The organism is Erythrobacter rubeus, assembly GCF_014705715.1.
Taxonomy (GTDB): domain Bacteria; phylum Pseudomonadota; class Alphaproteobacteria; order Sphingomonadales; family Sphingomonadaceae; genus Erythrobacter; species Erythrobacter rubeus.
The window spans coordinates 1,157,607-1,176,293 of the sequence record NZ_JACXLC010000001.1; the positions used below are offsets into that span (position 1 = coordinate 1,157,607).

An 18,687-nucleotide genomic window follows, 5' to 3' on the forward strand; every position below is an offset into this window, starting at 1 on the left:
GTTGGTTATCCGCCCGGCTCGTCGTCGATATTCTTGTCCGAATGCGCCGTCGTGTCGGGAGCGGTTTCATCGCCGCCACCGCGCCGTTCCACCATTTCCTCGACCACCAGTTCTTCCGCTTCGTTTTCCGGCTCTTCGGTTTCGTCGATCTTCACCGCGCTGACGATCGTTTCGCCTTTTCCGACATCGAACAGACGAACGCCTGCCGAATTGCGGCCGATAACGCGCAGGCTCTCGAGCCCGATGCGAATGAGCTTTGCCTGATCGGTGACCAGCATCAACTGCTCGCCGGTTGTGACCGGGAAGCTTGCGACGACAGGGCCATTGCGAGCGATGTTGTCGATGTTGATCAGGCCCTGACCGCCGCGTCCGATGCGGCGATATTCATAGGCGCTGGACACCTTACCGTAGCCGTTCGAACAGACGGTTAGGATGAACTGCTCCTTTTCCTTGAGCGTCTCATAGCGCTCTTCGGTCAGGTCGGGTTCGCCTTCCTTTTCGCCCTTCCACGGAGCGTATTTGAGATATTGCTCGCGCTCTTCGGGCGTGGTTCCGGTTGCGCCAAGGGTGGACAAGGACACAACCTCGTCGCCTTCGGCAAGCTTCATCCCGCGAACACCGGTCGAGGTGCGGGAGGTGAACTCACGCACGTCCTCGGCGGCAAAGCGGATCGCCTTGCCCTGCCGCGAGGCGAGCAGCACATCATCACCCGCTGCAACAAGCCGCACGCCGATAAGCTGATCGTCGCTGTCCTCATCGAATTTCATCGCATATTTGCCATTCGACGGGATGTTCGTGAACGCATCCATCGAGTTTCGGCGCGTATTGCCTTTCGCGGTCGCAAACACGACCGAGAGTGCGCCCCATTCATCCTCGTCTTCGGGCAGAGGCAGGACAGTGCGGATGGTTTCGCCATCGTCGAGCGCGGGTAGCATGTTGACAATCGGCCGCCCGCGAGTGGTCGGCCCGCCTTCGGGGAGCTTCCAGACCTTGATCCGGTAAACCTTACCCGCGGTCGAGAAGAACAGCACCGGGTTGTGCGTCGAGGTGACGAACATCTCCGAGATGGCGTCCTCATCCTTGGTCGACATACCGGCACGGCCTTTACCGCCGCGATTTTGCGCGCGGAAAGTCGAAAGCGGCGTGCGCTTTATGTATCCATCGAGCGTCACGGTGACGACCATGTCGTCGCGCTCGATCAGGTCTTCGTCATCGAGCCCGTCCCATGCAGGCGCGATCTCGGAGACACGCGGCGTCGCGTAGGTCGCCTTGATCTCCTCCAGCTCCTCGCGCATCAGACCGTAGAGCTTCACGCGGTCGGCAAGGATCGAAAGCAGCTCCTCGATCTGGACCGCCAGCTCCTTGAGCTCTTCGCCGATTTCGTCGCGGCCGAGCGCGGTGAGGCGGTGCAGACGCAGTTCGAGGATCGCCTTCACCTGCCGCTCGGACAGGGTGTAGGTGCCGCCTGCTTCCTCTGCATTCGGTTCAATCGCTTCGACAAGGCGGATATATTGCGCGATGTCGCCGATCGGCCATTGTTTCGCGAGCAATTTGCTCCGCGCCTCGGCAGGGTTCGCAGCGCCGCGGATCATCGCGACCACTTCGTCGAGGTTGGATACCGCGACGACGAGGCCCAGCAAGAGATGCGCCCGCTCACGCGCCTTATTCAATTCGAACTTGGTTCGGCGCGTGATGACTTCTTCGCGGAAACCGATGAAGCTCTGGATGATGTCGCGCAGCGACAGCGTTTCCGGGCGGCCGCCGCGAATGGCAAGCATGTTGGCCGGGAAGCTCGATTGGGCCGGTGTGTAGCGCCAGATCTGGTTGAGAACGACTTCGGGCGAAGCGTCGCGCTTCAGATCGACAACGACGCGCACGCCTTCGCGGGAGCTTTCGTCGCGGATATCCGAAATGCCTTCGATCCGCTTCTCTTTCGCCGCATCTGCGATTTTTTCGACGAGCCCGGACTTGCCGACCTGAAACGGGATCGATGTGAGGACGATCGATTGGCGATCGCCGCGCTTTTCCTCGATCTCGTGGCGGCAGCGCATCAGGATGGAGCCGCGCCCAGTCGTATAGGCCGCTTTCGCGCCGCTGGATCCAAGGATCAGCGGAGCGGTGGGGAAATCGGGTCCAGGAATGATCTCGAACAATTGCTCGGTCGTGATCGTCGGGTCTTCGATATAGGCGAGACAGCCGTCGATCACTTCGCCCAGATTGTGCGGCGGAACGTTGGTCGCCATGCCGACCGCGATCCCGCCCGCGCCGTTGACGAGCAGGTTGGGGAAGCGAGCGGGAAGGACGGTAGGCTCCTGCCTGCTGCCGTCGTAGTTATCGGCGAAATCGACCGTATCCTTGTCTAGATCGTCGAGCAGCGTGTTCGCCACGCGGGCGAGCCGTGCCTCGGTGTAACGCATCGAGGCGGGCGGGTCCGGGTCCATCGAGCCGAAATTGCCCTGGCCATCGACCAGCGGCACGCGCAGCGACCAGTCCTGCGTCATGCGAGCGAGCGCATCGTAAATCGCTGAATCGCCGTGTGGGTGGTAGTTACCCATCACGTCGCCGACGATCTTCGCGCTCTTGCGATAAGGGCGTCCGGCGACGAAGCCGCCTTCCTGGCTGGCGTAGAGAATGCGGCGATGCACCGGTTTCAGCCCGTCGCGAACGTCGGGAAGGGCGCGCGCCACGATCACGCTCATGGCGTAATCGAGGTAGCTCGTCTTCATCTCATCGACGATGTCGATGCGTTCGTAATCACCCATGGGTGAAGGATTTGGGGAATCGATGATGTCGTTATCGTCGCTCAAAGTGAGGGCCGTTTCTGATTGCTATGATGTACAACTATCAATGTAGGGTTTCGCGTTGCAAATCGCCACGCGCCGAGCGGAACATTGTTAGAACAAAGCGATCTTTTCCACACTTGCCATACAGCTCGCACTCCGATGCAGTGCGAGAGAAAGCACTCGAGGGCAAACTCCGGAACCACAGGGCGTTCGATCCGTTTTTATGAAAACCATTCAAAGGCCATTCAGCCCGGTTCACCTAGGCAGAATTGCAAATCTGGGCGCTTGGGTTCAAAGCGCGTCAGGCACAAATCCGACCGCGAACCGAAATTCTAGGCAGCGCGGCGTACAACACCGCAGGAGATACCCCGAATGACACTTTTCAATATGCGTAAGCGTAGCTCGAATCTCGCCTTGACCGTAGCTCTGGCAACAGGTTCTGCCGTGGTCGCCACTGCTGTCTATCCCGCCGAAGCACAGGCGCAGCGCAAGAAGAAAGACAAGGAAGAAGATGGCGGCGGTTATTCTGATGAGTTCATCGCCGCATATCAGCCCGTCAACGAAGCTCTGCAGGAAGAAGGCGCTGACGCCGCGCCTTACAAAACGCAGCTCGAAGCACTGATCCCGTTGTCGAACACCAATGACGAGAAGATCGCCGCCGGCGGCCTGATCTTCAATTCGGGCATCAAGCTGAGCGATCGCCCGCTTCAGCTGCAGGGTATGGAACTGATGCTGGCAAGCGGCAAGGTGCCTGCAGAGCAGGTCGGCCGGTACAACTTCATCGCTTACCAGCTGTCCAATGCCATGCAGGATTTCCCGAAAGCGCGGACATACCTGCAGGGCGCAATCGACAACAACTTCACGACCGCCGACATTTCGGAAGCTGATCTGCAGATCGCCATGGCTGAGAACTTCTTCGCCGCTGGCCAGAATGTCGAAGGACTTGCCTTCCTCGATCAGGCCATCGAAGCGCGTAAGGGGCAGGGGCTGGACGTTCCCGAGCAGTGGTATCGCCGCGGCCTGACCGTTGCCTACAACGAAGAGATCGTGCCGCAGGTCTACGACTTCGCGACTCTCTGGATTGCCGAATTCCCGTCGCCCGACAATTGGCGCGACGCGATCAACCTGACGCGCAATCTGAACTCGTACGAAGCTGCGCAGATGCTCGATCTACTGCGTCTGTCGCGCACGGTCAACGCGCTCAAGGATAAGCAGGATTACATCTACTACGTGGAGTCGGCCGATCCGCGCCGTCTTCCGAAAGAAGTGAAGGATGTGATCGAAGAGGCATATGCGAAGGATGCCGTCAGCCGCGATGATATCTTCGTGGCCGATGCGCTCACAACGGCTGATGGACGTATCGCTACCGACCGTGCGGACCTGCCCGCGCTCGAATCGGATGCCGATGCTGCCGGGGCGCAGCTGCGCACGGTTACCGCCGCTGCGAACGCGTTTTACAGCTATGGCGATTACGCCAAGGCCGCCAAATTCTATGAGAAGGCGCTGACCATGCCAGGTGTTGAGAGCGCCGAAGTGCTAACGCGTCTCGGGATGGCTCAGGTTGGTCTTGGGCAGTATGATGCGGCGCGCACGACGCTTTCAAAAGTCGAAGGCTTGCGAGCTCCGATTGCGCAGCTCTGGATTGCCTATGCCAATCAGATGAGCGCGCCGTCGGCTAGCACCGGTGAAAGCGTGACGGAGGTTGCCGACGCGACCAGCTGATCGGCTATCCGACAAAAAAGGAAAAGGGGCATCGGGATCGTCTCCCGGTGCCCCTTTTTCGTGCCGCAAGCGCGCAGGGTTCAGTGCAGCCGTTTCACATAGACCTGGTTGTCGTCCCGGCGTTCAAGCTTAAAATTGTCAAGCGAACCAATGAGTTCCGACAAACTCTTGAAACCGTAATTGCGCACATCGAAGCTTGACCGGTTCCCAGCGATCTGACCGACCTGCTGCAGCTTCGCAAAGCCCGCATCGTCGCGCTTTGCTTCGCGGTAAGCGGCCAGGACGAGGTCATTGAGATCGACCATTTCGGCGTTCGATCCGCGCTTGGACTTGGGCTTCTTGCCGTTATCGTCCGTCGTCGTGGCAATCAGCTCGTCAATGTAGAGAAACCTGGTGCAAACGGCCTGGAACGCAGGCGGTGTCTTCTTCTCGCCAAAGCCGTAGACCAGAATGCCGTCCTGCCTCAGACGCGTAACAAGCGGAGTAAAATCGCTGTCCGATGTCATGATGCCGAACCCGTCGACCTTGCCTTGATAGAGCAGATCAATCGCGTCGATCGTCATGGCCATGTCGGTCGCATTCTTGCCCTTGGACACATCGAATTGCTGCTGCGGGCGGATGCCGAACTTGTTCGTGATCTTGTCCCAGCGTGCGAGGTTGTCCTTCGCAAAATTGCCATAGGCGCGGCGGATATTGACCTGGCCCAGCTCGGCCATGACGGTGAGGACAGGATCGATACCCTGCGGCGTCGTGTTATCCGCATCGATCAGCAGGGCGATATTCTTGAGTTCAGTGGACATGAGCGCTCACATGACGCGGCGAGCAGGTAAGGGCAAGGGATCAATCTTCAGGAAGAAATTCGCCGGTTTCTTCATCGAGCGAATAGAGCACGCCTTCGCGGATCGAGAAATGAGCGCCGCGCAGCTTTAGCGCGCCGGATTGTTCTTTCTCTGCGAGCCACGGAAACGTGCGCAGATTGGCGAGACTTTGGCGGATGGCGGCGAATTCCATCGCGAGTTCGGCCTTCCGGCCGTTTGTCCCGTGCTTGCGTGCGACCGGTTCGCGCGCTTCATCGAGCAATTTGATCCAGTCGGCAACAAACCCGCCGGAACCGCGGTCCGATCCTTCAAAGCTGCGGGTGAGGGCGGCCTTGCAACCTCCGCACCGGCCATGTCCCATGACAAGGATCTGCTTCACTTCGAGCATCTGAACGGCGAACTCGACCGCAGCCGAAACGCCGTGCTGGCCTGGTGTGGTTTCGAAGGGCGGGACCAGTGCGGCGACATTGCGAACCACGAAAATCTCACCCGGATCCACATCGAATATCTGTGCCGGGTCGACCCGGCTGTCGCTGCAGCCGATGATCATCAGCTTGGGATGCTGACCTTGCGCTATCGTTTCTTCGAAGCGGGCGCGTTGGCGCGGATACGTATCCGCGCGAAAGCGGCGATAGCCTTTCAGAAGTTCGGCAAATTCCGGCACTTTCCTCTCCCTTCCGCGGGATAGAGCGCGCTAGAATCGCTCCCCCCGGATCACCTGAACATCCCACATGCTCAGGATAAAGCCGTACTTGGTAAGCATGGGAGCCAGATCTTCGGCAAGGGCCATCGCCTTGTCTTCCGCAGCTATTGTGAGCACGAGCACCTTGTCCGTGCCCATCACGCGTTCTTCGCGCCAAGGTCCTTCTCGGCCCTTTCCGCTGGTCACAGGGACGATGGTCCACCCGGTGATGCCGACCTTGTCGATAGCCGCGGTCACCCGCTTTTGCAGCTGGGTGTCGGCGAGGATTTCGATCCGCTTGCGAATTACCGTCTCGATCATGGCACAACCCCTCCACTGCCTGTCAGATACACTGCGAATGCGCTGATAATGCCGATATTGATAAGCACGTTGAAGGGGAAGGTGATGCTGAGCGACATGGTCAGATAAATGCCAGGGTCAGCCTCCGGCAGGGCAAGCCGCATCGCTGCGGGCACGGCGATATAGCTCGCGCTGGCGCACAGCACGCCTAGCGCCGCGGCAGAGCCAGCATCGAGCCCGATGCCTACGCCAAGTGCGGTTCCGAACACCCCGTTCACCAGCGGCAGGAAGATAGCGATGGAGGTAAGGCGCCACGTGATCGCGCGCGCATCCATCATGCGGCGAGCGGCGATAAGCCCCATATCGAGCAGGAAGATGCACAGAACGCCTTTGAACCCGGCTTCGAAGAACGGGCTGACAGGAGCGAAGCCGTCTGGTCCTCCGATCATCCCAATGGCGAATGCGCCGAGCAGCAGGACAATCGAGGAATTGGTGAACACCTCGTGGAACATTTCGCCCGTGCTCTGACTGCCTTCATCCTTGCTGCCAAGACCGCGGGCGAGCAGCAGGCCGGACAGGATCGCCGGCGCTTCCATCGCTGCCATCACGGCGACCATATAACCACCGGGCTCGCGTGCTTGGCCGGTCAGGATTTCAACCGCGGTCACGAAGGTGACGACACTGATGGAACCATAATGCGCCGCGACCGCGCCGGAATTGATGCGGTCGAGCTTTCCAAATGTCTTGAGCACCGCATACGCGAAAAACGGGAGCAAGAACCCGGCAAGGATGCCTGCACCCAGCGCCGATATCACCGTCGCATCAATGCCGGATTTCGCCACCGCAACGCCGCCTTTGATACCGATCGCGGCCATAAGGTAGAGCGACATCGCCTTGGCAATGGCCTCCGGGATCGCAAGATCGGACCGCGCGAACGCTGCAAGCAACCCCAGTACGAAGAAAAGGACCACCGGGGATGTGAAGGTCTGAATTGCAGTTTCGAACATTGCCGCCCCTTTAACGATCCATGAGTTGCATGAAAAGCAAAAGCGGTTGCGATAGATTTGTTCCGGCTTGCCCGAATAGCGCGCCTTAAGCACGGCTGCGCGCTTGCGGCGGACGCTGCGGCAGCCTAAATGAACGCGCATGAACGATCTTGCGAACTCGCCGAAGCCTGAAAACGAGCGCCCTCGGCGCCAGCGCAAGCCGGACTGGATTCGCGTTCGTGCGCCGGTCAGCGAAGGCTATCATGAGACGCGCCGATTGATGCGCGATCTCAACCTCAACACCGTCTGCGAAGAGGCGGCTTGCCCCAATATCGGTGAGTGCTGGACTCAGAAGCACGCGACCGTAATGATCCTCGGCGATGTGTGCACGCGGGCCTGTGCGTTTTGCAATGTGAAGACCGGGATGCCGCGCCCCGCCGATCCGATGGAGCCTGAGAATACCGCGATCGCTGCGGCGAAGATGGGCCTCAAGCATATCGTCATCACCAGTGTCGACCGCGACGATCTGCCCGATGGCGGGGCAGGGCAATTCGTCAAGGTGATCGAGGCGCTGCGCCGGAATACGCCGGACACCACCATCGAAATTCTCACTCCCGATTTCCGCGGCAAGATGCGTCTTGCGGTCGAGGCGATCTGCGAAGCTGGCCCCGACGTTTACAATCACAATCTCGAAACCGTGCCGCGTCTTTATCCCACGATCCGGCCTGGTGCGCGGTATTATGCCTCGCTTCGCTTGCTTGAAGAGGTGAAGGCGCACAATCCGCTGATCTTCACTAAATCGGGCATCATGCTCGGCCTCGGCGAGCAGCGCCTGGAAGTGCATCAGGTGATGGACGACATGCGCAGCGCAGAGGTCGATTTCATCACGATGGGGCAATACCTGCAGCCAACGCCGAAACACGCGGCGGTCGAAGAATTCGTTACGCCAAAGGCGTTCGGCGCCTACGGCTCAATCGCAAGGGCGAAGGGGTTCCTGCAGGTCGCCTCCAGCCCGCTTACTCGCTCAAGCTACCACGCTGGCGACGACTTCGCCGTGATGAAGGCTGCGCGAGAGGAAAAGCTTCGCAAAAGGGACCGGCTGGACGCCTGATGGTCGGTATTCGCGAAACCCGCCGGCTGCCTTACAGCGCGACACAGATGTTCGATCTGGTTGCGGATGTGAAGCGGTATGGCGAGTTTCTGCCATGGGTCATTGCGACCCGCGTGCGCTCGGACACCGAGACCGAAATGGTTGCCGACATGGTCGTCGGGTTCAAATCGATCCGCGAGAAATTCACCTCCCGCGTAGCGAAAGATCGCCCGCGGGAGATCGACGTGCACTATGTCGACGGGCCGCTATCCGATCTCGACAATATCTGGACCTTCCGCCCAATCGACGAAAACACCTGCGAGATCGATTTCTTCGTCGATTTCGAGTTCAAGAACCGCGTGTTCCAGGCGCTAGCGGGCCAGTATTTTGAGCGCGCATTCCGCAAGATGGTCGCCGCTTTCGAACAGCGCGCGCACGATCTTTACGGCAATAACAGCTCGAGCGCGCAGATCGTCGCCTGACGCCGGATCGAGGCGCGCTCGCTGAGCCCGCTCGCGGCATCCTCATTCCCATCGAAGTGTTTCAGTTCGCCCTCAGGCTCGCCGTCCTGATTGCGGTAGGCTCGCGCGAATACGACCGTGCCGACCGGCTTCAGCTGGGTCCCGCCACCAGGTCCCGCAACACCGCTGATCGCCACGGCTACATCGGCGTTTGAGTTCTTGAGCGCTCCCTGAGCCATGGCCCATACGCAAGCGATCGAGACCGCGCCGAAGGTTTCGATGATGTCCTGTGCCACGCCAAGCGATTCCATTTTCGCTTCGTTGGAGTAGGTGACGAACCCGCGATCAAGGACCGAAGAGGAACCGGGAATCTCGGTGATGGCCGCAGCGACAAGGCCGCCGGTGCAGCTTTCCGCCAAAGCAACCTTGCGGCCCGCAGTCTCGTTTTCCGAAACCACGCGCGCTGCCAGTTCATCGATATCGTCGGGGAGAAGTTGCTTGCTCATTTTCGTTCCCTTTAGCGGGCCTTGGAGAGCCCGACTATCGCTTGCGCCGCGATGCCTTCTTCGCGCCCGGTGAAGCCGAGCCGTTCGGTGGTGGTTGCCTTGATGCTCACCGCGTCCTCGGACAGTCCGGTGAGCCGCGCGACCTCGCTACGCATTGCGGGCCGGTGAGGTCCGATCTTCGGCGCTTCGCAGATGATGGTCAGGTCCAGATTATAGAGCGCAAATCCTGCTTCGCGCGCCAACTTCACCGCATGTTCGAGAAACTGGCCCGATCGCGCGCCAGCCCATTGCGGATCGCTTGGCGGGAAATGCGTCCCGATATCGCCATCACCGATTGCCCCGAGCACCGCGTCCGTTATCGCATGGAGCGCGACATCCGCATCGCTATGTCCGGCCAATCCCTTGTCATGATCGAGCTTGATGCCGCACAGCCACAACTCTTCGCCCGCCTGAAGTCGGTGGACATCATATCCCTGTCCAACGCGGAATTGAGGGATTGTCATCGGGTCTGCGAAATCCTCTGCAAAGGTTATCTTCTTGAGCCTCTCGTCACCCTGCACGAGCGCCACTGAACCACCGCTTGCCATAAGAACCTGCGCATCGTCACCTGCATCCGGGGCTCCTGTCCAGGAATGGTGCGCGGCGAGGATATCTTCGTAACGAAATGCCTGGGGTGTCTGAACCCGGCGAAGAATCTCGCGATCCGCTTTCCCCGCCATGGTGCCATCCTTGCTCGACACGGCGAGGCTGTCGACCACGGGCAGGGTCGGGATCGCTCCAGCATGCGTGGAGAGCGACGCCAACAGCCTTTCGATGACCTCCACAGGCAGATCGGGGCGTGCCGCATCGTGGATCAGAACAAGCTCAGGCTTCGCATCGGTAAGGCGGTCCAATCCGGCACGAACCGATTCCTGACGCGTGACGCCGCCATCGACGGTCAGAGCATTTGCCGCATCACCTGCGGCCGCGAGCGCTTCTGCATGCAATCCAGTTGGCGCGACAATGACTATGGACTGGCAGCCCGCTGCGTTCAGCGCATCGACCGAGTGCTGCAAGACCGGCCTCCCGCGCCATGTCCTGAACTGCTTGGGCGTATCGCCTCCCGCTCGCAGTCCTTTACCCGCAGCGACGATTATCGCGGAAAATGCGGGGAGGGGGGTCTGGCTGGCCATCGCGGCCCCGCGCTTAGGGTCTGGACGCACAATGCGCAATCCACTATGCGCTGCCCATAATTTAGGCACTGATGAAATGACTGCGCTTCCCATTCCTCCGGCGATCAAGCCGATCCAGATCGGCCCCGTCGAGATTGCGGAGCCCGTATTGCTTGCGCCGATGACCGGCGTGACTGACATGCCGTTTCGCACGCTGGTGCGCCGCTATGGCTCGGGACTCAACGTCACCGAAATGGTCGCGAGCGAGGCGGCCATTCGCGAAACGCGCCAGTCTATCCAGAAAACGGCCTGGGATAGGATCGAAGAGCCAGTGTCGATGCAGCTCGTCGGCTGTGACCCGGAAAGCATGGCCGAGGCCGCGAAGCTACAGGAAGGCAACGGCGCGGCGATTATCGACATCAACTTTGGCTGCCCGGTGCGCAAAGTCGTCGGACAGTTCGCTGGCTCGGCGCTCATGCGGGAGGTTCCACTGGCGACCAAGCTGATGGAAGCCACAGTGAAAGCTGTCGACGTACCAGTTACCGTGAAGATGCGGATGGGCTGGGATCACCAGAGCCTCAACGCGCCAGAAATGGCCCGTATTGCCGAAGATTTGGGCGTGAAAATGATCACCGTCCACGGGCGCACTCGCAACCAGATGTACAAGGGCAGTGCAGACTGGTCCTTCATCCGCAAGGTGAAGGATGCCGTATCGATCCCGGTGATCGTCAACGGCGATATCTGTGCTATCGACGACGCTGCAAAAGCGCTCGAGCAGTCGGGCGCAGACGGCCTCATGATCGGTCGCGGCGCCTACGGAAAACCCTGGCTGCTGGGGCAGGTGATGCATTGGTGGCGGACGGGTGAGACCGTGGCAACACCGAGTTTCGATGAGCAGTACAGCGTATTGATCGAGCACTATAACCGCATGCTCGACCATTATGGCCGCGATGTCGGTACCAAGATCGCGCGCAAGCATCTTGGCTGGTACACCAAGGGAATGCACGGGTCGGCCGAGTTCCGCAACAAGGCGAACTTCATCGACGATCCCGATGAAGTGCTGGGGGAAATCGCGCGTTTTTACGAACCGTTCCTCCATCGCCGGGCAGCCTGAAATGGGCTCAAACGGGGGCGTCGGGGACCCATTTGCAGGCAGCGTGAGCGCCGATGATCGCATGACGGACAAACCATCAGCCGAGGCTCAGATTGGCGGGCTGATCTTCGCGATGGTCCTGATCGACCCGAAAGGGTGCATCGGCGAAGCCAATCATGCGGCGGAAAACCTGCTGGGCCAGAGTTCAAAGCGTCTGACTGGACGAAATATACTGGAGATACTCGGGGGCCTGGAAGAGCGCGTCATCGAGAAACTTGCCGCAAACGACGCTGCTCTCGTCGCCCGCGACATCCGTATCGAAGCGCCCCGCGCCGAGACCCGGGTGAACCTGACCGTTTCTCCGCTCGGCGGGTTTCCCGGTTGGCGGGTCGTCACCCTGTCCGAGGTTTCGCACGAAGACACCGCAAGGGAAGCCGAGCTCAGCGCAACGATCGGCGCGCCATCTATCCTGGCGCATGAGATCAAGAACCCGCTTTCGGCCATTCGCGGGGCCGGGCAGCTCGTCGCACGGAAGCTACCGCAAAAGGACAAGAAACTGGCGCGGATGATCACCGATGAGGTCGACCGGATCGCGCGGCTCATCGACCGTATGCAGCAGCTTGGCAGCACCCAGACGGAGCCTGTCGCTCCCTGCAATCCCCACGAAGCGATACGCAGCGCGATCGCCACAGTGCGTGCTGCTGGAACCAAGCAGGTGCAAATCCGCGAAGAATTCGACCCGTCATTGCCTCCGGTCTTGGCAAATCGTGACGCGCTAGAACAGGTCATCATCAACCTGATATCGAATGCGCGCGATGCTGCTGTCGGGTCCCGGGACACGCCTGAAATTACCGTACAGACACGGTTCGTGAGCGGTCTTGCCTTCAGTGCGATCCGTCTTGGCCGGGCAGTCCGGCTGCCGATCGAAATCACCATCACCGACAACGGCGCCGGCATCGATGAAGCACTGCGCGATCATGTGTTCGAACCGTTCGTTTCGTCGAAGCCATCGGGGCAGGGCCTCGGGCTAGCGCTCGTGCGCAAGCTGGTACGAGACATGAATGGCAGTGTGAGCCATGAGCGAGACGTGAGGGCAGGGCACACACATTTCCGGCTCCACCTACCGCAGGCCGCACGCAAGGAAAGGACAGCCGATGTCTCGCGCAAGCGCTAGGAATGTCCTGCTGGTCGAGGATGACACCGCAATTGCCACGGTCATCATCGCCGCGCTGGAGGATGAGGGGTTCAAGATCGAACACTGCACCAGCGTCGCGGCACGCGATGGTTGGCTGCGCGGGCACGCTTTCGATGTGATGCTGACCGATGTGATGCTTGAAGACGGCGACGGACTGGCAAGCCTCGACAGCGTTCGGAAGGCCGCGCCAGACATGCCGGTGATCGTGCTCTCGGCACAGAACACTCTCGATACCGCTGTAAGGGCGAGCGACAGCGACGCGTTTGAGTACTTTCCGAAACCGTTCGATCTCGATGAGCTGGTGCAGGCAGTACAGCAAGCGTGCGGCGGGAGCGGAAGCAGCGCCAATCTGCCCGACGAGCCCGATGATGACGGTATGCCGCTGGTTGGCCGCAGTCAGGCCATGCAAAGCGTATACCGGATGATCACACGAGTGCTTCGAAACGATCTCACAGTCCTTGTCACCGGCGAAAGCGGAACCGGCAAGGAATTGGTTGCCGAAGCGATCCACCAGCTCGGCAGCCGGCGGTCCGGGCCGTTCGTGGCGGTCAACACTGCGGCAATTCCTGCGGACCTCATCGAAAGCGAGCTGTTCGGGCATGAGAAGGGCGCGTTCACCGGCGCGGTAGCCCAAGCGATCGGCAAGTTCGAGCAGGCCAATGGCGGTACATTGTTCCTGGATGAGATCGGCGACATGCCTGCCGAAGCGCAAACGCGGCTGCTGCGCGCGCTCCAATCGGGCCGGATCAGGCGCGTCGGCGGGCGGCAGGAGATCGCTGTCGATGTGCGGATCGTCGCCGCGACCAATCGCGATCTCGTCCCGATGATATCAGCCGGTACCTTTCGGGAGGATCTTTATTACCGGCTTAACGTGGTTCCGATCGAGCTTCCCCCTTTGCGCGACAGGCGTGAAGACATCGACGTGCTATGCCAGCACTTCCTTTCGCAAGCGGTGGAGGAGGGGTTGCCACGCCGCCAGCTGTCGGCCGACGCGCTTGAAAAGCTCAGGGGCCGGAACTGGCGCGGCAATGTGCGCGAGCTCCGCAATGTGGTCTACCGGCTCGCGCTGATGGCCAGGGATGACGTTATCGATCCCGGCAGTCTTGCCGACATAATCGGTGACGAACAGCTGCCGATCGGTCAATCGGGAGATGTGCGGACAAGCGGTATTGGGCAGGCGCTCGAGACATGGCTTGCAGCGGAAAACCCATCCGCAGGCTCGGTCTATTCCCAGGCCATAGCTGCGTTCGAAAAACCGCTCATCGAACATGCGTTGGGGAGAACCAGCGGCAATCAGCTGCGCGCAGCCAAGCTACTCGGCATCAATCGGAATACGCTCAGGAAAAGGATCGGCGAACTCGGGATTGAGCCTGATCGCTTCGCACGCCCGCTTTAACGCACAATCCGGGGCTAAATGGCGAATAGCGCTTGCATAATTGCAACACTCACGTTGTAACTGAGCAACGATGGCTAGTAGTGCGTCACCATCTCAGAACCAATCGCCGCGACAATTACCCCGGTGGTGGAGACAGTTCGTCGTCTCCTCGCGGCGCGCGAACATATATCGCCTGTTCGAACTGCTCGCCGTCGCATCACTGATAGCTGCCATCATTGCCAATTACTTCGCTTATTCGGGCGATGCGAAGCAAGGCGAAATAGCCTCGCCAATGGAAGTGACGCTGCTGTTGATATCGGTGCTTGTCCCGGCGATGGCACTGCTCATTCTGATCGGGCGCAGGCTCGCGCTGAAACGCGCCGCTGGCAGCACCGCACGGCTTCACGTCCGCCTCGTCTTTTTCTTTTCGATGGTGGCCGCGGTCCCGACGTTACTGGTGTCGGGCTTCGCCGCGTTCCTGTTCCAGACCGGGGTTGATTTCTGGTATTCTGATGCATCGCGCGGGTTGATGGACAACGCCAATGAGCTGGCGCAGAGCTATTACGACGCGAACCAGCGCGACGTGCAGGACGAAACGATCACGATGGCGAGCGATATGCGCGTCATCTTGGAACGGGTCCCGATCACCGAGCAGGACTTCGCAGACTTCTATGCTTTTCAGGCGCAATCGCGCGACATTTCCGAAAGCGTCATTCTGCAGCGCCTCGCCGATGGCAGCCTACGGACGGCTGCAACCTACGAATTGCTCGCCGACAACCGGCCGCTCGAATTCAGCGAGGAAGTCCTCCCGCAGCTAGACGAAGGCGAATTCGTGGTGGTCAGAGGCAGTCCGGATCGCATCGCCGCCCTGGCTGCTATCGATAGGGACAGCGGGATCTACCTCTATAACGCGCGAAACACCGAGGCGACGATGTTCAACGCGTGGACCCGCGCGCAAGCCGTCGCGACGGCATATGAAACACTCACCAATGAATCGAGTACGCTGCAGCTCCGATTCAACACCGCGCTCGTCGTGGTGAGCCTTTTGCTTGTCGGCGTCGGGGTTTGGTTCGCGCTGCGATTTGCCGATCGTCAGGTCGAGCCGCTGACGGACCTTGTGGGAGCAGCCAGGAAAGTCGGTCAGGGCAACTTTGCACTCCGGGTCGAAGGCCGGACCGGCGCTGATGAGATCGGCCTGCTCAACCGGGCGTTCAACCGGATGACGGCGCAGCTGGAAAAGCAGACCGAAGCGCTGGTTAGCGCAAACCGCCAGATTGACGACCGCCGTGCGTTCATGGAGGCGGTGCTCGAATCCGTAAGTGCCGGAGTGATCTCGGTCGACGAGAACAGCACCGTCATGCTGATGAACGAATCCGCACAGGACCTGCTTGCGGAGGAGGGGGCCAGCGATCTCGTCGGACAGGCGCTCGATACTCTCTCGCCCGAGATATGCCAAATGGTCCGCTCCGGTCAGCAGCGCGCGATCGTCACCCACGCAAAAGGGAGCGAGTTCCTCACCTTGGCAGTGAAGGTCGCTCCCGGTAGCCGCGGACACGTTATCACCTTCGAGGATATCACGCGCCAATTGCTGGACCAGCGGCAGGCTGCCTGGTCCGACGTCGCGCGGCGGATTGCACACGAGATCAAGAACCCGCTCACGCCGATCCAGCTCGCAACCGAGCGGCTGAAAAGGCGCTATCGCAAACAGGTAGAGGAGGGCGACGGCGAGCTGTTCGATGAACTGACAAGCACGATCGTTCGCCAGGTCGGCGATCTGCGCAAGATGGTGGACGAGTTCTCATCATTCGCGCGGCTTCCCAAACCTGTGTTCCGCGCAGAGGACGCGGTCGACCTCGTCCGGCAGGCAGTCTTCCTGCAAGAGGTCGCGCATCCCGGCATCGAATTCAGCGTCTCGGCGAGCCAGCTCGATCAGCGCAGCATCAGCTGCGACCGCCACCAGATGGGGCAGGCGATGACCAATGTTCTCAAGAACGCGGTCGAAGCGATTGAAGCGCGCGCGGCGGAGGCGGGCGATGAATATGCCGGACAGATCGCGGTTACCATGCTCGGCGACGACGAGAAGATTTCGATCCAGATCGAAGACAACGGCATTGGCCTTCCGCAAGACCGAGACCGCCTGACCGAACCCTATATGACAACCCGCGAAAAGGGGACTGGCCTTGGCCTCGCCATCGTAAACAAGATCGTCGACGAGCATGGCGGCGAAATGAGCTTTGCCAGCACCGATACCGGCGGATCGCGCGTAACCCTGCAATTCGCCCGCGATCCCCAGGTCTCTACCGGAGAGGCTGCGTGATCCGCCCCTCAACACCTTCAATTGTAATGCCCCTAAGGAGCCTCGCATGGCGCTCGAAATCCTGATTGTCGACGATGAACGCGATATCCGCGATCTTGTCTCCGGAGTTCTGGGAGACGAAGGCTATGAGTGCCGCACGGCAGCGGAGAGCACCAGTGCACTGGCCGCCATAGACGAACGCCGCCCAAGCCTCGTTCTGCTGGACGTGTGGCTGCATGGGAGCGAGATGGACGGCCTGGAGCTGCTCGATGCCATCAAAGCGCGTGAGCCTGACCTTCCGGTCATTATTTTCTCGGGGCATGGCAATATCGACACCGCAGTTTCCGCGGTCAGCCGCGGGGCGATGGACTTTATCGAGAAACCATTCGAGGCCGAAAGGCTGCTTCTGCTGGTCGAACGCGCGACCGAAACCGAACGGTTGCGGCGCGAGAACAATCGCCTGCGGGACAGCAGCTGGAGCGAGGCCGAATTCACCGGCAATTCCTCCGCCATCAACGCCGTGCGCGCGACACTCAAACGGGTGGCGAATACCGGTAGCCGCGTTCTCATCTCCGGTCCTGCGGGGGCGGGGAAGGAAGTCGCGGCGCGTTTGCTTCACACATGGAGCGGACGGGCGGATGGCGCGTTCGTGCTCGTCAATTCCGCCCGGATCACCCCCGAACGTTTCGAACAGGAGCTTTTCGGTGAGGAATCCGACGGTAAACAGGTCCGCCCCGGCCTTCTCGAACTGGCAGATGGCGGGACGCTCTATCTCGATGAAGTCGCCGACATGCCGCTTTCAACCCAGGCGCGCATTCTGAGGGTGCTGACCGAACAAAGCTTTGTTCGCGTTGGCGGAACGCGCCAGATCGGCGTGGACGTGCGTGTCGTGTCTTCGACCACACGCGACCTCGCGGTGGAGATGGAGGAAAACCGCTTTCGCGAAGACCTGTTCTACCGCCTCAACGTGGTTCCCGTCACCATTCCTTCCTTGAGCGAACGGCGCGACGATATCCCCGCATTGGCGGAGCATTTCTTCACGCGCTATTCGAACGATCAGGGGCTCACTCCGCCCAGCATTTCCGAAGAAGCGATGGCGGCGCTGCAGGCATATGATTGGCCGGGAAATGTTCGCCAGCTTCGCAATGTGATCGAGCGCACCATCATTATGACGCCGCGCGACCGCTTGACCGAGGTTGAAACCGACATGCTACCTGCTGAAGTCACAGGCGGACGCCTTGCAGCCTCGGGACAGGGTCTGTCGGCGATGATGGGAGTGCCGCTGCGCGAAGCGCGGGAAAGCTTCGAGCGTGAATACCTTACGATCCAGATCCGCCGATTCTCCGGCAATATCTCCAAAACTGCGACCTTCATCGGGATGGAAAGGTCCGCGTTGCACCGCAAATTGAAACTGCTCGGAATGGCGGAGCGCAGGGAAAACGCGCGCAAGGAATGAGCTTTCTTGGGCAAACGCCATACGGTCGTTTAAATTGAACTGTTGCCCGTGCTTCGTATATTCCCCATGATAAGCACCAAGATATTTAGCAGGAGGGTTGCTGGCATTTGCCTTTTCTGCGGACCGTAAAAGCGGCCGCCAATAAAACAGGAGCATGAAACATGTCGAATGGACGGACACTCTCTCCGCGTCCAATATCGAGCCCCGAAGAAGCTGAGACACCTGCGCGGCAAGGCGGCAGGCAATCCAGCGGAAACGGCGGTGGGCAGGGCAACCTGCAAGACGCTTTCCTGAATTTGCTGCGTAAGAACAAGACTCCGGTGACGATGTTCCTCGTCAAAGGCGTAAAGCTCCAGGGCATCGTGACCTGGTTCGATAACTTCTCGATACTGCTTCGCCGCGATGGCCAGTCGCAGCTCGTTTATAAGCATGCGATCTCTACCATCATGCCGGGCCAATCGGTCGATGCTGGACAGTTTCAGACCCGCGCTGGAAACAAGAAGCAGCGATTGCTGCAGGACGTGTTCCTGAACCGCGTCAGCGAAAGCAATGTCCAGGTGACGATGTTCCTCGTAAACGGCGTCATGCTGCAGGGGCGGCTTGCCGCATACGACCTGTTCTGCATGCTTCTGGAACGGGACGGTGCGGTTCAGCTTGCCTACAAGCATGCGGTTTCGACGATCCAGCCTGCGAGCCCTGTCGACCTGAGCGACGATGAAGACGCCGACTATGGCGATGACTTTGGGGCCGACGACTGAGTTTCGATGATGACT

General features: G+C 60.1%; 16 protein-coding genes. 9 read left to right on the forward strand and 7 right to left on the reverse strand.

What is annotated here, in order from left to right; genetic code table 11:
- Positions 1–5: 5 nt before the first annotated feature.
- Complete coding sequence (gyrA, locus tag IB285_RS05700) at positions 6–2,762, reverse strand: DNA gyrase subunit A (RefSeq protein ID WP_407925600.1); 2,757 nt, start codon at positions 2,760–2,762, stop codon at positions 6–8.
- Positions 2,763–3,155: 393 nt separating this feature from the next.
- Between gyrA and IB285_RS05705 the strand changes: the two genes are divergently transcribed.
- The gene (locus IB285_RS05705) at positions 3,156–4,505 is read left to right on the forward strand and encodes a tetratricopeptide repeat protein (RefSeq protein WP_190787265.1); all 1,350 of its coding nucleotides are present in this window, start codon (positions 3,156–3,158) and stop codon (positions 4,503–4,505) included.
- 80 nt (positions 4,506–4,585) lie between these two features.
- On the opposite strand, the gene IB285_RS05710 is transcribed toward IB285_RS05705, so the two are convergent.
- The 4 genes from IB285_RS05710 to IB285_RS05725 are packed head-to-tail and all read right to left on the reverse strand — an operon-like array spanning position 4,586 to position 7,312.
- Complete coding sequence (locus IB285_RS05710; RefSeq protein ID WP_190787266.1) at positions 4,586–5,305, reverse strand: NYN domain-containing protein; 720 nt, start codon at positions 5,303–5,305, stop codon at positions 4,586–4,588.
- Between the two features lie 40 nt (positions 5,306–5,345).
- Positions 5,346–5,987 carry a carbonic anhydrase gene (locus tag IB285_RS05715; RefSeq protein WP_190787267.1) on the reverse strand — a complete coding sequence of 214 codons (642 nt, stop codon included), beginning with the start codon at positions 5,985–5,987 and terminating at the stop codon, positions 5,346–5,348.
- 30 nt (positions 5,988–6,017) lie between these two features.
- Positions 6,018–6,326, reverse strand: coding sequence for a P-II family nitrogen regulator (locus IB285_RS05720; protein ID WP_190787268.1), 309 nt, complete (start codon positions 6,324–6,326; stop codon positions 6,018–6,020).
- Positions 6,323–7,312 (reverse strand): sodium-dependent bicarbonate transport family permease, encoded by a 990-nt coding sequence (locus IB285_RS05725; RefSeq protein WP_190787269.1) that lies wholly within the window; start codon positions 7,310–7,312, stop codon positions 6,323–6,325. Before IB285_RS05725 ends, IB285_RS05720 begins: the two co-directional genes overlap by 4 nt.
- A 139-nt stretch (positions 7,313–7,451) precedes the next feature.
- Between IB285_RS05725 and lipA the strand changes: the two genes are divergently transcribed.
- Positions 7,452–8,402, forward strand: coding sequence for a lipoyl synthase (gene lipA, locus IB285_RS05730; protein WP_190787270.1), 951 nt, complete (start codon positions 7,452–7,454; stop codon positions 8,400–8,402).
- Positions 8,402–8,863 carry a type II toxin-antitoxin system RatA family toxin gene (locus tag IB285_RS05735; RefSeq protein ID WP_190787271.1) on the forward strand — a complete coding sequence of 154 codons (462 nt, stop codon included), beginning with the start codon at positions 8,402–8,404 and terminating at the stop codon, positions 8,861–8,863. The genes lipA and IB285_RS05735 overlap by 1 nt, the downstream gene beginning before the upstream one ends.
- Here IB285_RS05735 and IB285_RS05740 read toward each other — a convergent pair.
- Both IB285_RS05740 and IB285_RS05745 read right to left on the reverse strand, forming a co-directional pair.
- The gene (locus IB285_RS05740) at positions 8,824–9,348 is read right to left on the reverse strand and encodes a CinA family protein (RefSeq protein WP_190787272.1); all 525 of its coding nucleotides are present in this window, start codon (positions 9,346–9,348) and stop codon (positions 8,824–8,826) included. The two genes, IB285_RS05735 and IB285_RS05740, sit on opposite strands and share 40 nt — an antisense overlap.
- 11 nt (positions 9,349–9,359) lie before the next feature.
- Positions 9,360–10,520 (reverse strand): bifunctional 2-C-methyl-D-erythritol 4-phosphate cytidylyltransferase/2-C-methyl-D-erythritol 2,4-cyclodiphosphate synthase, encoded by a 1,161-nt coding sequence (locus IB285_RS05745; RefSeq protein WP_190787273.1) that lies wholly within the window; start codon positions 10,518–10,520, stop codon positions 9,360–9,362.
- Between the two features lie 76 nt (positions 10,521–10,596).
- Between IB285_RS05745 and dusB the strand changes: the two genes are divergently transcribed.
- From dusB to hfq, 6 genes are all read left to right on the forward strand, one after another.
- On the forward strand, positions 10,597–11,613 hold the full coding sequence (gene dusB / locus IB285_RS05750) for a tRNA dihydrouridine synthase DusB (protein WP_190787274.1): 1,017 nt from the start codon (positions 10,597–10,599) through the stop codon (positions 11,611–11,613).
- A 61-nt stretch (positions 11,614–11,674) separates the two neighbouring features.
- Entirely contained in the window at positions 11,675–12,766 is a 1,092-nt protein-coding gene (locus IB285_RS05755; protein WP_190787275.1) for a two-component system sensor histidine kinase NtrB, read from the forward strand.
- Positions 12,747–14,183 carry a sigma-54-dependent transcriptional regulator gene (locus IB285_RS05760; RefSeq protein WP_190787276.1) on the forward strand — a complete coding sequence of 479 codons (1,437 nt, stop codon included), beginning with the start codon at positions 12,747–12,749 and terminating at the stop codon, positions 14,181–14,183. Before IB285_RS05755 ends, IB285_RS05760 begins: the two co-directional genes overlap by 20 nt.
- Positions 14,184–14,253: 70 nt before the next feature.
- Positions 14,254–16,479 (forward strand): sensor histidine kinase, encoded by a 2,226-nt coding sequence (locus IB285_RS05765; protein ID WP_190787277.1) that lies wholly within the window; start codon positions 14,254–14,256, stop codon positions 16,477–16,479.
- A 46-nt stretch (positions 16,480–16,525) separates the two neighbouring features.
- Positions 16,526–17,914 (forward strand): nitrogen assimilation response regulator NtrX, encoded by a 1,389-nt coding sequence (gene ntrX, locus IB285_RS05770; RefSeq protein WP_190787278.1) that lies wholly within the window; start codon positions 16,526–16,528, stop codon positions 17,912–17,914.
- A 161-nt stretch (positions 17,915–18,075) separates the two neighbouring features.
- Positions 18,076–18,672, forward strand: coding sequence for an RNA chaperone Hfq (gene hfq, locus IB285_RS05775; RefSeq protein ID WP_190787279.1), 597 nt, complete (start codon positions 18,076–18,078; stop codon positions 18,670–18,672).
- The last annotated feature ends 15 nt before the right edge of the window (positions 18,673–18,687 follow it).

What these genes read in the sequence shown, in the direction of transcription:
- IB285_RS05760 (WP_190787276.1), top strand. Translation starts at nt 12,747, where the DNA reads ATGTCTCGCGCAAGCGCTAGGAATGTCCTGCTGGTCGAGGATGACACC.
- hfq (WP_190787279.1), top strand. Translation starts at nt 18,076, where the DNA reads ATGTCGAATGGACGGACACTCTCTCCGCGTCCAATATCGAGCCCCGAA.
- dusB (WP_190787274.1), top strand. Translation starts at nt 10,597, where the DNA reads ATGACTGCGCTTCCCATTCCTCCGGCGATCAAGCCGATCCAGATCGGC.
- lipA (WP_190787270.1), top strand. Translation starts at nt 7,452, where the DNA reads ATGAACGATCTTGCGAACTCGCCGAAGCCTGAAAACGAGCGCCCTCGG.
- gyrA (WP_407925600.1), bottom strand. Translation starts at nt 2,762, where the DNA reads ATGGGTGATTACGAACGCATCGACATCGTCGATGAGATGAAGACGAGC.
- IB285_RS05745 (WP_190787273.1), bottom strand. Translation starts at nt 10,520, where the DNA reads ATGGCCAGCCAGACCCCCCTCCCCGCATTTTCCGCGATAATCGTCGCT.
- IB285_RS05740 (WP_190787272.1), bottom strand. Translation starts at nt 9,348, where the DNA reads ATGAGCAAGCAACTTCTCCCCGACGATATCGATGAACTGGCAGCGCGC.
- IB285_RS05755 (WP_190787275.1), top strand. Translation starts at nt 11,675, where the DNA reads ATGACGGACAAACCATCAGCCGAGGCTCAGATTGGCGGGCTGATCTTC.
- ntrX (WP_190787278.1), top strand. Translation starts at nt 16,526, where the DNA reads ATGGCGCTCGAAATCCTGATTGTCGACGATGAACGCGATATCCGCGAT.
- IB285_RS05720 (WP_190787268.1), bottom strand. Translation starts at nt 6,326, where the DNA reads ATGATCGAGACGGTAATTCGCAAGCGGATCGAAATCCTCGCCGACACC.
- IB285_RS05705 (WP_190787265.1), top strand. Translation starts at nt 3,156, where the DNA reads ATGACACTTTTCAATATGCGTAAGCGTAGCTCGAATCTCGCCTTGACC.
- IB285_RS05725 (WP_190787269.1), bottom strand. Translation starts at nt 7,312, where the DNA reads ATGTTCGAAACTGCAATTCAGACCTTCACATCCCCGGTGGTCCTTTTC.
- IB285_RS05735 (WP_190787271.1), top strand. Translation starts at nt 8,402, where the DNA reads ATGGTCGGTATTCGCGAAACCCGCCGGCTGCCTTACAGCGCGACACAG.
- IB285_RS05765 (WP_190787277.1), top strand. Translation starts at nt 14,254, where the DNA reads ATGGCTAGTAGTGCGTCACCATCTCAGAACCAATCGCCGCGACAATTA.
- IB285_RS05710 (WP_190787266.1), bottom strand. Translation starts at nt 5,305, where the DNA reads ATGTCCACTGAACTCAAGAATATCGCCCTGCTGATCGATGCGGATAAC.